Source organism: Pseudarthrobacter sp. AB1 (genome assembly GCF_014926485.1).
GTDB lineage: Bacteria > Actinomycetota > Actinomycetes > Actinomycetales > Micrococcaceae > Arthrobacter.
This window is the reverse complement of sequence record NZ_PZKO01000069.1, coordinates 1-12,760: the sequence shown is the minus strand read 5'-3', so window position 1 is coordinate 12,760 and position 12,760 is coordinate 1. Positions and strand designations below refer to the sequence as shown.

Sequence of the window (12,760 nt, the reverse complement as noted above, 5' to 3'; positions counted from 1 at the left end):
GCATGCTCGGTGTCGTGAGAAACTAAGCCGGTGACTCAAACAACAGTGCCCGTGATCTTTGACCTGGACGGCACTCTTGTCGATCCGGCCGGCGGTATATCCGACGGAATCGCAGCCGCCCTGGCCGCCGCAGGTCTGCCGGTTCCCGGCCAGGACGTCCTGCACTCGATGATCGGCCCGAAACTAAGCGACGCACTCCAGAGTGTCTGCAAGGTTCCGGCCGAGATGCTGGACGAGGTCATCCGGACGTACCGGCAGTACTACCTGGCCACGGGGATAGCCCAGAGCCGGCTGTACCCCGGGATCAAGGAAGTGCTGGAGACTTTTGCTGCGGAAGGCAGGACGGTGGCCGTCGCCACGCAGAAGCCCGAAGGGCTGGCGCAGATCGTGCTGGGCCACCACGGTATCGCCGGGCTGTTCCAGTCCATCAGGGGTTCGGCAGACAACGAATTGTCAACGGACGGCCCTGTGGGCAAGGCAGAGATCATCGCCGCGGCACTGACCGACCTGTCCACCCAGCATGCCGTTATGGTGGGTGACCGCGCCCAGGATGTGGCGGGAGCCATCGCCAACGGGCTTGACTGCATCGGCGTGGGCTGGGGATTCGCCCCCGACGGCGAACTCGAGGAAGCCGGGGCCGTCACCGTGGTGGACACCGCCGCGGGCATGGTCGCCGCCATCGCGCGCCTCGAAGCCATCCACACTGCCGCAATGAGTGAGGTGCGCAACGATGGCGCTGTTTGAGGCGGTCCGCTGGACATTTCGCGGGCTCGTAGCGAGCACCTGCCGGCCCACCGTCGTCGGCCTTGAAAATGTCCCAAAAGAGGGGCCCTTCATTGTGGCGCCGAACCATCTCTCTTTCTTTGACAGCGTCATTGTCCAGGCACTGATGCCGCGGCCGGTGGCCTTCTTCGCCAAAGCCGAGTACTTCACCACGGGTGGCGTGAAGGGAAAGGTCATGAAATCCTTCTTCGAGTCCGTGGGCTCCATCCCCGTGGAGCGCGGCGAGCAGGCAGCGAGCGTCCAGGCGCTCAAGACCCTCTTGGACATCCTGGAGTCCGGCAAGGGCATCGGCATTTACCCTGAAGGCACACGGTCGCGGGACGGTATTCTCTACCGCGGCCGCACCGGTGTGGGTTGGCTTGCACTGGCAACCGGAGTTCCCGTGATCCCGGTCGGCCTGATCGGGACGGAAAACCTGCAGCCGGCCGGTGAGAAGGGCTTCAGGCCGCATCACTTCACCATGAAGGTGGGGGAGCCTCTGTATTTCGACAAGACCGGCCCGGATCATTCGCTGCCTGCGCGCCGCCAGGTTACAGACCGCATCATGGAAGCAATCGCCGAACTCAGTGGCCAGGAACGATCCACCAGCTACAACCAAAGTAAGAGCACGGATTAGTAGAATGAAGTAGTGGCAGATCCAGCAACGTACCGGCCCCAGACGGGTGAAATTCCCACGAACCCCGGGGTGTACCGGTTCCGCGATCCACACGGCCGGGTCATCTACGTCGGCAAGGCTAAAAGCCTTCGCTCGCGCCTGAACTCCTACTTCGCGAACCCGGCGGGCCTGCTGCCCAAAACCCACGCAATGGTCCACACGGCCAGCAGCGTCGAGTGGACGGTGGTGGGCAGCGAACTGGAGTCGTTGCAGCTCGAATACACCTGGATCAAGGAATTCAAGCCCCGGTTCAACGTGGTCTTCCGCGACGACAAGACCTATCCGTACCTGGCCCTTACCATGAGCGAGAAGCTCCCCAGGGTCCAGGTCATGCGGGGGGACCGCCGCAAAGGCACCCGGTACTTCGGTCCCTACACGGCTGGCGCCATCAGGGAAACCATGGACACCTTGCTACGGGTCTTTCCCGTCCGCAGCTGCAGCGCCGGCGTTCTCAAACGGGCCCAGGCGAGCGGCCGGCCCTGCCTGCTGGGCTATATCGATAAATGCTCCGCCCCCTGTGTTGGCCGGGTCACCCCGGAAGAACACCGGGTCCTGGCGGAGGACTTCTGCGCGTTTATGGGCGGTGAGGCCAAACGCTTCATCACCAAGCTTGAAAAGCAGATGGCCGAGGCTGTCAGCACTCTCGACTACGAGCGTGCCGCGAGGCTCCGTGACGACATCACCGCGTTGCGGAAGGTCTTTGAGCGTAATGCGGTAGTGCTCGCCGACGATACCGACGCCGATGTCTTCGCGCTGCACGAGGACGAACTGGAAGCCGCCGTCCAGGTGTTCCACGTCCGGGGCGGCCGGATCCGTGGCCAGCGCGGCTGGGTGGTGGAAAAAGTGGAGGATGCCACCACCCCGGATCTGGTGGAACACCTGCTGCAGCAGGTTTACGGCGACGATGGCGACAGCCATGGGCGGCTGCCCCGCGAAGTCCTGGTGCCCGTAGAGCCCAGCAACGCGGCGGAACTGACAGAATGGCTCGGCGGCCTGCGGGGAGCCAAGGTGGATATCAGGGTGCCGCAGCGCGGCGACAAGGCTGCGCTGATGTCCACCGTCCGTGAAAACGCCGAACACGCGCTCAAACTGCATAAGACCCGCCGCGCCGGGGACCTCACCGTGCGCTCCCAGGCACTCCAGGAGCTGCAGGAAGCCCTGGACCTGCCCGTGGCGCTCCTGCGGATCGAATGCTATGACGTCTCCCACGTCCAGGGCACCAACGTCGTGGCGTCTATGGTGGTGGTCGAGGACGGGCTGCCCAAGAAGTCCGATTACCGGAAATTCTCCGTCACCGGGGCCGCCGCTGCGGACGACACCGCCGCCATGCGTGATGTCCTGACGCGGCGCTTCCGGTATTACCTGCAGGATAGGTCGGCGCAGGTCGAGGCGTCCGCCCTGCCGGGGCATCAAGCCGCCGTGGAAGCGGCTGCCGATGCCGCCGTCCTGGACACCACTACTGCAGCGCCGCGGGCGAAGTTTGCCTACCCGCCCAACCTGGTGGTGGTCGATGGCGGCCAGCCCCAGGTCAACGCAGCCGCCCGGGCGCTGGCGGACCTTGGCATCGAGGATGTGTACGTGGTGGGCCTGGCCAAACGGCTTGAGGAAGTCTGGCTGCCGGACAGCGACTTCCCTGTGATCCTGCCCAGGACATCGCAGGGACTTTATCTGCTGCAGCGGATCCGTGACGAAGCCCACCGCTTCGCCATCACCTTCCACCGGCAGAAGCGCGGTAAGGCCATGACTGTCTCGGCGCTGGACGGCGTGCCAGGCCTGGGTGAGTCCAAACGCAAGGCGCTGCTCACCCACTTCGGGTCCGTCAAGGGTGTCAAAGCCGCCACCGCACCCGAGCTCACGTTGGCGAAGGGCATTGGGCCGGCCCTTGCCAACGCCATCGTGGCCCACTTCAGCGGCGAAGATGCGGCCGGCGATGCAGTTCCGGCCGTGAATATGGCCACCGGCGAAATCATTGAAACCTAGGTAGGGTAAGGAACGCAGGTTTCCGCCATTGCGGTTGCCTGCCTTCATCTGGACAGAAACGGGGCGGAACGAATGGCAGACTCTACAGCGGAATCCGGGACAGGGCAGGACGGCATGACGCCGGTCAAGCCCGTCGAAGCGGAACTGCTGGTGGTCACCGGTATGTCAGGGGCGGGACGCAGCACCGCCGCGGACGCGCTTGAGGACCATGGCTGGTATGTCGTGGAAAACCTGCCGCCGCAGATGCTCGGCACCCTGGCCGAGATTGTGTCCCACGCGCCGCAGTCCATTCCGCGGCTGGCCGTGGTGATGGATGTCCGCAGCAAAGGCCTCTTTGTCGACGTCCGTGCGGCCCTGGGCGCCCTCGCCGCCAGTGGTGTCAAGTTCCGGGTCCTTTTCCTCGACGCCAAGGACGACGTCCTGGTCCGCCGGTTCGAGCAGGGCCGCAGGCCCCATCCGCTCCAGGAAGGCGGCCGCATCCTCGACGGCATTGCCGCCGAACGGGAGGTGCTCAAGGAACTGCGCGACAGCTCCGACGTCGTACTGGATACCTCCACCTACAACGTCCACGCCCTGGCTACCGCCATCACGGAACTCTTCAGCGATTCCGGCCCGGTGGCACTGCGGCTCAACGTCATGAGCTTTGGCTTCAAGTACGGCCTGCCGGTGGATTCCAACTACGTCGCGGACGTCCGGTTCATCCCGAATCCGCACTGGGTTCCGCAGCTGCGCCCGCATACGGGCCTGGACAAGGACGTCAGTGATTATGTCCTCGAGGCGGAAGGCGTGAAAAACTTCGTAGACCGCTATGTCCTGGCCCTCGAGCCTGTCCTGGACGGCTACCGGCGCGAAAACAAGCACTACGCCACCATTGCCGTCGGCTGTACCGGCGGCAAGCACCGGTCGGTGGCGGTCGCCGTCGAACTTTCCAAGAAACTGGCACAGTATCCCCGCGTGACCGTGACCACCACTCATCGGGATCTGGGCCGCGAATAATGGGGATGTTCACCGGGCCCCTCCCGTTGGTACCGATTTCCAGCGGAACGGCAGCCGGCCAACAGGACAAGGGCCCCAATGTTGTCGCGCTCGGCGGCGGGCATGGCCTGTCCGCTTCGCTCTCGGCGCTGCGGCTGCTCACCTCCGAGCTGACCGCCATTGTCACTGTGGCGGACGACGGCGGGTCTTCCGGGCGTCTGCGCGACGAGTACGGCGTCCTCCCGCCCGGAGACCTGCGGATGGCACTCGCCGCCTTGTGCGATGACACGGACTGGGGCCGCACGTGGCGTGACGTGATGCAGCACCGTTTCCGGCCGGGCCAAGGCCGCGGCGGATCGCTGGACGAGCACGCAATGGGCAACCTGCTCATCGTCACTCTCTGGGAGCTTCTGGGCGACACCGTGGCCGGCCTGAAGTGGGCCGGCGCCTTGCTCGGTGCCCGGGGGCAGGTGCTTCCGATGTCCACCGTGCCGCTGACCATCGAAGGCGACATCCGCGTCACCGCACCTGACGGCACGTCAGCGCTCCAGACAATCCGCGGGCAGGCGCGCTGCGCCGTTGCCGGTTCGCTGGAACAGGTCCGGCTCCTGCCCGAACAGGCGCCGGCCTGCGTTGAAGCCCTGACAGCCATCGAGCTCGCCGATTGGGTCATCCTCGGGCCGGGGTCCTGGTATACGTCCGTGCTGCCGCACCTGTTGCTCCCCGAAATGCGGGCGGCACTGAGTGCCACGGCGGCAAAACGCTGCCTCACCATGAACCTGGCAACGGACACCAAAGAGACCACGGGCATGTCTGCGGCGGACCACCTGTACGCCCTCCACCGGTATGCGCCGGACTTCAGCGTCGACGTCGTCCTGGCGGATCCCGCGTCGGTGCAGGACCGGCAGGAGTTCGAGAAAGCCGCCGGGATGATCGGCGCCGAGGTTGTCTTGGGTAAAGTGGGGGCGTCGGGCCGCCGACCCGTCCATGACCCCCTGCGTCTGGCAGCGGCGTACCACGACATTTTTGGGAACAGTTAGGAAGGTGCCATGGCACTGACATCATCGGTCAAGGAAGAACTGTCCCGCCTGGACATCAAGAAATCTTCAGTCCGCAAGGCGGAGGTTTCGGCCATGCTGCGCTTTGCCGGCGGCCTGCACATCATCTCGGGCCGGATCGTGATCGAAGCCGAGGTTGACCTCGCGTCAACGGCGCGCAGGCTCCGGGCAGCCATTGCGGAGGTTTACGGGCACCAGAGCGAGATCATTGTCGTCTCCGGCGGGGGACTGCGCCGCGGCAGCCGGTACGTGGTGCGGGTAGTCCGCGACGGCGAGTCCCTGGCCCGCCAGACAGGTCTCCTGGACGGCCGTGGCCGGCCGGTGCGGGGGCTTCCCTCGGCTGTGGTCAACGGCTCGGCCGCTGACGCAGAGGCCGTCTGGCGTGGTGCTTTCCTGGCCCATGGTTCGCTCACCGAGCCGGGCCGTTCGTCATCGCTGGAAGTCACGTGCCCGGGGCCCGAGTCCGCGCTTGCCCTCGTTGGCGCAGCCCGCCGTCTCGGCATCCAGGCGAAAGCCCGCGAGGTCAGGGGAGTAGACCGGGTAGTGATCCGCGACGGCGACACCATCGCCGCCCTGCTCATCCGGATGGGCGCCCACGACGCCCTGATGGTCTGGGAAGAACGCCGGATGCGCAAGGAAGTCAGGGCTACGGCCAACCGGCTCGCCAACTTCGACGACGCCAACCTGAGGCGCTCCGCGCAAGCGGCCGTAGCCGCCGGTGCCCGGGTTGACCGGGCACTCGAAATCCTGGGCGACGACGTCCCGGACCACCTCAAATACGCCGGCGAACTCCGCGTGGCCCATAAACAGGCAAGCCTGGACGAGCTCGGGCGCCTGGCCGATCCGGTGATGACCAAGGACGCCATCGCCGGCCGCATCCGCCGGCTTCTGGCCATGGCGGACAAGCGGGCCATCGATCTGGGGATCCCCGGCACTGATGCCAATGTGACGCCTGAGATGCTGGACGAGTAGCGGCGCCCCTAGAATCAGAGCGTTCACCCTGATCTTCCGGATGCCAGTCATCCGGATGCACAATCCGAGAGTTACAACCCGGACAGACCGTCCACGACATTGGAGGATTTTGTGACCGAGTACGTACTGCCAGAACTCAGCTACGACTACGCAGCGCTTGAGCCGCACATTTCGGCGCGCATCATGGAGCTGCACCACAGCAAGCACCACGCCGCGTACGTTGCAGGCGCCAACAATGCCCTTGCCCAACTGGCAGAGGCACGCGCCAAGGGCGACTTCGCCAACATCAACCGCCTGTCCAAGGACCTTGCGTTCCACACCGGCGGCCACATCAACCACTCGGTGTTCTGGAACAACCTGTCCCCGGACGGTGGCGACAAGCCCGAGGGTGAACTGGCAGCCGCCATCGATGACGCCTTCGGTTCCTTTGACGCCTTCCGTGCCCAGTTCTCCGCTGCGGCCCTAGGCCTGCAGGGATCGGGCTGGGGCTTCCTGGCCTACGAGCCGATCGGTGGCAACCTGGTCATCGAGCAGCTCTACGACCAGCAGGGCAACGTAGCACTCGGCACCACGCCGCTGCTGATGCTGGACATGTGGGAGCACGCCTTCTACCTGGACTACGTAAACGTCAAGGCTGACTACGTCAAGGCATTCTGGAACATCGTCAACTGGGCAGATGTCGCCAAGCGCTTCGATGCTGCACGCACCAACGCTACGGGCCTCATTACCCTGCCGTAGTGACCTGCAGTACATGTACGTGTAACAAACTTCACATTTCGGCGTGATTTCGGCCGGAATGCGGTTGGTCCGCCCCCGCACTTGCGGGGGCGGACCAACTTAAACGTAAGATGGATCACGGAAGGCGGTCTGCCTTCAGCAACGTGGCTGGTCGCCCTCCGATCTGTTAATCATCTCTGCCCAATGGCGTGCGGGATCTGTTAGTTGGCTTCAACGCCCGCTCAACTAATTTGTGCTTATTTAGGCACCAAGGAGACTGAACAAGTGACGACCCGTATTGGTATCAACGGCTTCGGCCGCATCGGCCGCAACTACTTCCGCGCAGCCCTCGCTCAGGGCGCGGACCTGGAGATCGTTGCCGTCAACGATCTCACCAGCCCTGAGGCGCTGGCCCACCTGCTCAAGTACGACTCCGTCGGCGGCCGTCTGAAGGAAACCGTTGAAGTCAAGGACGGCAACATTGTTGTCGACGGCAACGTCATCAAGGTTCTCGCCGAACGCGATCCCGCCAACCTGCCCTGGGGCGAGCTGGGCGTGGACATCGTCATCGAGTCCACCGGCTTCTTCACCAAGGCCGCTGCCGCGCAGAAGCATATCGATGCAGGCGCCAAGAAGGTCCTGATCTCCGCACCGGCCTCCGATGAGGACATCACTATCGTGATGGGTGTCAATGACGGCCTGTACGACAACGCGACGCACAACATCATTTCCAACGCGTCCTGCACCACCAACTGCCTGGGCCCGCTGGCCAAGGTCCTCAACGACACCTTCGGCATCGAGCGTGGCCTGATGACCACCATCCACGCCTACACGGCTGACCAGAACCTGCAGGACGGCCCGCACAATGACCTCCGCCGTGCGCGCGCAGCCGCCATCAACATGGTCCCCACCTCCACGGGTGCGGCCAAGGCGATCGGACTGGTCCTGCCTGAGCTCAAGGGCAAGCTGGACGGCTACGCCATCCGAGTGCCCGTCCCCACCGGCTCGGCCACTGACCTCACGGTCACCGTCTCCCGCGAGACCACTGTCGAGGAAGTCAATGCAGCGCTGAAGAAGGCTTCGGAGTCCGAAGAGTTCCAGGGCATCCTCACCTACACCGACGCTCCGATCGTTTCCTCGGACATCGTGGGGGACCCGTCGTCGTCGATCTTCGATTCGGGCCTGACCAAGGTCATCGGTAACCAGGTCAAGGTTGTTTCCTGGTATGACAACGAATGGGGCTACTCCAACCGCCTCGTGGACCTCACGGAGCTCGTCGCAGCCAAGCTGGGCTAGGGTTAGACACATGACATTCCACACCCTCAACGAACTGATCGCTGAAGGTGTCCGCGGGCGGTACATTCTTGTCAGAAGTGACCTGAATGTGCCGCTCGACGGCTCTACAGTGACTGACGACGGCCGCATTAAGGCCTCTCTGCCAGTACTGGGAAAGCTCACGGACGCCGGTGCCCGCGTGCTGGTAACAGCCCACCTCGGACGCCCCAAGGGCGCTCCGGAGGAAAAGTACTCCCTCCAGCCTGCCGTAGCGCGGCTCGCAGAACTCGCCGCCTTCAAGGTCTCGCTCGCGCAGGATACGGTGGGCAGCTCAGCGAAGGAACTCGCTGCCTCGCTTCAGGACGGCGAAGTCCTGGTCCTGGAGAACGTGCGTTTCGACGCTCGGGAGACCAGCAAGGACGGCGCCGAACGCGGCGCCTTCGCGGACGAACTGGTGGCCCTGACAGGGCCCAACGGTGCCTACGTTGACGACGCCTTTGGTGCCGTACACCGTAAGCACGCCAGTGTGTTCGACGTCGCCACCCGGCTCCCGTCCTACCAGGGCGATCTCGTACACACCGAGGTGGAGGTTCTGCGGAAGCTGACAGCTGACACGCAGCGGCCCTACGTGGTGGTACTCGGCGGCTCCAAGGTCTCCGATAAGCTGGCGGTCATCGACAACCTCATCGGCAAAGCCGACACCATACTGGTGGGCGGCGGCATGCTCTTCACGTTCCTGGCGGCAGAAGGCCACAGCGTGGCCGGCAGCCTCCTGGAAGAAGACCAGATCCCTGTTGTCCAGGACTACCTGAAACGGGCAGCCGGAGCCGGCACTGAATTCATCGTGCCCACCGACGTCATCGTGGCCAGTAAGTTCGCGGCCGACGCAGATTACGAGACCGTTCCCGCGGACGGCATCGAAGGCAGCAGCTTCGGCTCACAGGGCATCGGCCTTGACATCGGTCCGGACTCTGCCGCCGCCTTTGCGGACCGGATCAAGGACGCCAAAACGGTGTTCTGGAACGGGCCCATGGGCGTCTTCGAGTTCGAAGCATTCTCCGGCGGAACCCGCGCCGTAGCCAAGGCCCTCACTGAGGCCGACGCGTTCACCGTGGTGGGCGGCGGGGACTCCGCTGCCGCCGTGCGAACGCTCGGCTTCGCTGACGACCAGTTCGGCCACATTTCCACCGGCGGCGGCGCCAGCCTGGAATATCTCGAAGGCAAGGAACTCCCGGGACTCAGCGTCCTGGACCGTTAGGAACCTGGACTGCCAAGTCCTCCGGCCGGCAGGATGCCCGCGGGCACCCTGCCGGCCGCACACAGATCAAGAACTTTTGGAGAACACGTGACTACGTCAACGAACGGCGCTTTTGACCGCACGCCTCTCATTGCGGGCAACTGGAAGATGAACATGGACCATGTCCAGGGCATCACCCTCCTGCAGAAGCTGGCCTGGACCCTGTCTGACGCCAAGCACGACTACAGCCGGGTTGAGGTGGCTGTCTTCCCGCCATTCACCGACCTCCGCGGTGTGCAGACCCTCGTCCAGGGTGATGAACTGGACATTGCTTACGGCGGCCAGGACCTCTCCCAGTTCGACTCGGGCGCTTACACCGGCGACACCTCCGGCCAGTTCCTGAACAAGCTGGGCTGCCGCTACGTCCTGGTGGGGCACAGCGAACGCCGCACCATCCACCAGGAATCCGACGACGTCCTCAACGCCAAGGTCAAGGCAGCGTTCAAGCACAGTGTCACCCCGGTCCTTTGCGTTGGCGAAGGTCTGGAAATCCGCCAGGCCGGCACCCATGTCGAGCACACCCTGACACAGCTCCGGGCGAACGTCGCCGGTCTGGCCGCCGAGCAGGCGGCAGAACTTGTGGTGGCCTACGAGCCCGTCTGGGCCATCGGCACCGGTGAAGTGGCCGGGCCGGAGGACGCTCAGGAGATGTGCGCTGCCATCCGCGCGGAACTGGACAACCTCTTCGGCGACGATGTTGCAGCAAAGATCCGGCTGCTCTACGGCGGCTCGGTCAAGGCAAACAATGTCGCCGCGATCCTGAAGGAACGCGACGTCGACGGTGTCCTGGTCGGCGGGGCCAGCCTCGATCCCGCGGAGTTTGCTAATATTGTCAGGTTCGAGAGTCACCTGGTGACGGACTAGTCCGTCACGCAGTTCCAGGCTCCCGCAATTCCAATCTTCTGAAAGGCCGTCGTGGACGTTCTTCATGTCATTCTGCAGATTCTCCTGGGCATCACCAGCCTTCTGCTGACCCTGCTAATCCTCCTTCACAAGGGACGGGGCGGCGGGATGTCGGACATGTTCGGCGGCGGGATGAGTTCCGGCCTCAGCTCCTCCGGCGTTGCCGAACGGAACCTGAACAGGTTCACCGTGATCCTGGGCGTCACCTGGGGCGTCGTGATCATCGGCCTCGGCCTGATTATGCGCTTCAGCGGCGCAGGGGACTCATAGACTCCGCAACTGATTGTCGCCCGGCACTGCCGCGATGAGGATCTCCGAACTAAACTGTGGCTGTTGGCTCCCAACAGCCACAGTTTCGTTTAATCTCGTTTAAACAGCGTCGTTTAAGCAGCCAGGAGTCCAGATGGTACATAGTGCGTCAGCCTTCCGTGGCACCCGGGTGGGTGTGACAGAAGGGGCCGGTCCCAAGAACCAGTCAGAAGCTGCCTCAGGCGAAAGAGTGCCCCGTATCCGGGTTTCTTATTGGTGCGCCAAGGGGCATGAGACCCAGCTTGTCTTCCTGCGGCTGCCGGACGAGCAAATTCCCTCCGTTTGGGACTGCCGCCGCTGCGGGGCTCAGGCATCACGGGACGGCAAGGACGCCGACCTGCCCGACCCGCTGGACGAAGGCTTCAAGACCCATCTTGAATACGTTAAAGAACGGCGCTCCGACCAGGACGCCGAAGCTGTCCTGGCCGGAGCCCTGGAAAAACTACGCGCCGGTGGCGTCCTTCCGGACGAGTTGCTGCGGGACACGTGACGCCGCGTTTTCATCGATAAGCCACAGGGTCCGGGCGGTTCCCCGCGGGCCTGCCGCCGGAACCTGCACAGGGTTGGCGCCGGCCAGGGCCAGGCCCACCGCACCGGCCTTGTCCTCACCGGCCACCACCATCCAGACCTCGGCCGCAGTGTTGATGGCGGGAAGCGTAAGTGAGATGCGCTGCAGTGGCGGCTTCGGCGAATTCCGGACGCCAACGACTGTCAGCTCCTTCTCCCGGATTCCGCCCTGCTCGGGGAAGAGAGAGGCCACGTGGGCGTCGGGGCCAACGCCCAGCAGCACCACATCCAGCCGCGGCAGTACTCCCGGCTGGTCCGGACGGTCGTCGGACATGTCCGCAGCGTGTTCGGCCTGGGCTGCTTCCCGGAGCCTGCGAGCATAGCCCTCGGCGGCTTCCTCGGGCGTGTCGAAGTCATCCGAGGAGCCCGGCTGGTGGATCCTTGCCGGATCAACCGGAATGCTCGACAGGAGTGCATCAAACGCCTGCCTGGTGTTCCGGTCGGGATCGTCGGTACCGACAAATCGCTCGTCACCCCACCAAAAATTCACCCTGGACCAGTCGACGGCGGGCGCCGCCGGAGAATCCGCAACCGCCTTCAGCGTTCCGATGCCGACTGTGCCGCCGGTCAGCACCACCGTGGCCTCACCGTGCTTGTCCTGCACATCCACTAGCTTGGTGATCAGGCGGGCCGCGATGGCGGCCATCAGGACGGACGAATCGGGATGGATGCTAACTCTTGGCTCAACGCTCACTGGGTCGGACGCTCCTTAGATTGGTACGTGGCAGTCCAATAGTAATCACTTCGCCGAATACTTCGTCGGGGTCGAGGCGGCGGAGTTCTTCGGCGAGGCAGTCTTTGAGGCTGCGGCGTGGCAGGGAGATGCGTTGCGCGGGCTGGCCGGGCTGGGTGAGTTCCGCGACGGAGAGTCCGGGGCGGAAGAGCTGCACGTCGCCGGTGTGGCGGGTGAGGCGGACGCGGCGGATGCCGGTCCCGGCGGGGTCCGCGACGATCGTCACGGGCGCGTCCAGGGCCAGGGTCAGCCAGGCCGCGAGCAGGATCGTGGACGGGGAGTCGGAGGCGCCTTCGACGGCGACGGCGGTGACGGGTGAGGAGTCCACCTGGTCCAGGACCGCCGCGAGCTGGATCCGCCAGTTCGTCAGCCGGGTCCAGGCGAGGTCGGTGTCCCCGGCCTTATAGGTGGCCCGGATGTTTTCCAGCGCCAGTTGAGGGTCTGTTTCGTTCGCGGAGTCGGTGATCCGGCGGTGCGCGATCCGGCCCACGGAGGTTTCGCAGGCGTTCGCCGGTGCCCCGTGCGGCCACCAGGCC

The 12,760-nt window shown here is 64.5% G+C and carries 14 protein-coding genes; 12 read left to right on the top strand and 2 right to left on the bottom strand.

What is annotated here, in order from left to right; all coding sequences use genetic code 11:
* Nucleotides 1–30 precede the first annotated feature (30 nt).
* From DAD99_RS19600 to DAD99_RS19545, 12 genes are all read left to right on the top strand, one after another.
* Nucleotides 31–744: an HAD hydrolase-like protein gene (locus tag DAD99_RS19600; protein ID WP_193342878.1), complete on the top strand. Its 714-nt coding sequence runs from the start codon at nucleotides 31–33 to the stop codon at nucleotides 742–744.
* Nucleotides 731–1,399, top strand: a complete 669-nt coding sequence (locus DAD99_RS19595) for a 1-acyl-sn-glycerol-3-phosphate acyltransferase (RefSeq protein WP_193342877.1) — start codon at nucleotides 731–733, stop codon at nucleotides 1,397–1,399. Before DAD99_RS19600 ends, DAD99_RS19595 begins: the two co-directional genes overlap by 14 nt.
* A 12-nt stretch (nucleotides 1,400–1,411) precedes the next feature.
* Complete coding sequence (gene uvrC, locus DAD99_RS19590) at nucleotides 1,412–3,418, top strand: excinuclease ABC subunit UvrC (protein ID WP_193342876.1); 2,007 nt, start codon at nucleotides 1,412–1,414, stop codon at nucleotides 3,416–3,418.
* 72 nt (nucleotides 3,419–3,490) lie between these two features.
* Nucleotides 3,491–4,414: an RNase adapter RapZ gene (gene rapZ / locus DAD99_RS19585; protein WP_185263576.1), complete on the top strand. Its 924-nt coding sequence runs from the start codon at nucleotides 3,491–3,493 to the stop codon at nucleotides 4,412–4,414.
* Nucleotides 4,414–5,433: a uridine diphosphate-N-acetylglucosamine-binding protein YvcK gene (gene yvcK, locus DAD99_RS19580; RefSeq protein WP_193342875.1), complete on the top strand. Its 1,020-nt coding sequence runs from the start codon at nucleotides 4,414–4,416 to the stop codon at nucleotides 5,431–5,433. Before rapZ ends, yvcK begins: the two co-directional genes overlap by 1 nt.
* 9 nt (nucleotides 5,434–5,442) lie before the next feature.
* Complete coding sequence (whiA, locus tag DAD99_RS19575) at nucleotides 5,443–6,423, top strand: DNA-binding protein WhiA (protein WP_056339766.1); 981 nt, start codon at nucleotides 5,443–5,445, stop codon at nucleotides 6,421–6,423.
* Between the two features lie 111 nt (nucleotides 6,424–6,534).
* Entirely contained in the window at nucleotides 6,535–7,161 is a 627-nt protein-coding gene (locus DAD99_RS19570) for a superoxide dismutase (RefSeq protein ID WP_185263578.1), read from the top strand.
* 264 nt (nucleotides 7,162–7,425) lie between these two features.
* Entirely contained in the window at nucleotides 7,426–8,436 is a 1,011-nt protein-coding gene (gene gap / locus DAD99_RS19565; protein ID WP_193342874.1) for a type I glyceraldehyde-3-phosphate dehydrogenase, read from the top strand.
* A gap of 10 nt (nucleotides 8,437–8,446) precedes the next feature.
* Nucleotides 8,447–9,673, top strand: coding sequence for a phosphoglycerate kinase (locus tag DAD99_RS19560; RefSeq protein ID WP_193342873.1), 1,227 nt, complete (start codon nucleotides 8,447–8,449; stop codon nucleotides 9,671–9,673).
* Nucleotides 9,674–9,760: 87 nt separating this feature from the next.
* A complete protein-coding gene (gene tpiA, locus DAD99_RS19555; protein ID WP_193342872.1) occupies nucleotides 9,761–10,576 on the top strand; it encodes a triose-phosphate isomerase in 816 nt (271 codons plus the stop codon).
* A 51-nt stretch (nucleotides 10,577–10,627) separates the two neighbouring features.
* The gene (gene secG, locus DAD99_RS19550) at nucleotides 10,628–10,885 is read left to right on the top strand and encodes a preprotein translocase subunit SecG (RefSeq protein ID WP_193342871.1); all 258 of its coding nucleotides are present in this window, start codon (nucleotides 10,628–10,630) and stop codon (nucleotides 10,883–10,885) included.
* A 133-nt stretch (nucleotides 10,886–11,018) separates the two neighbouring features.
* Entirely contained in the window at nucleotides 11,019–11,414 is a 396-nt protein-coding gene (locus DAD99_RS19545) for an RNA polymerase-binding protein RbpA (protein WP_193342870.1), read from the top strand.
* Here DAD99_RS19545 and pgl read toward each other — a convergent pair.
* Together pgl and DAD99_RS19535 are read right to left on the bottom strand one after the other, a co-directional pair.
* Complete coding sequence (pgl, locus tag DAD99_RS19540) at nucleotides 11,367–12,137, bottom strand: 6-phosphogluconolactonase (protein ID WP_375372279.1); 771 nt, start codon at nucleotides 12,135–12,137, stop codon at nucleotides 11,367–11,369. The two genes, DAD99_RS19545 and pgl, sit on opposite strands and share 48 nt — an antisense overlap.
* Nucleotides 12,138–12,174: 37 nt before the next feature.
* A partial coding sequence (locus tag DAD99_RS19535) for a glucose-6-phosphate dehydrogenase assembly protein OpcA (RefSeq protein WP_193342868.1) occupies nucleotides 12,175–12,760 on the bottom strand: 586 nt, incomplete at its 5' end.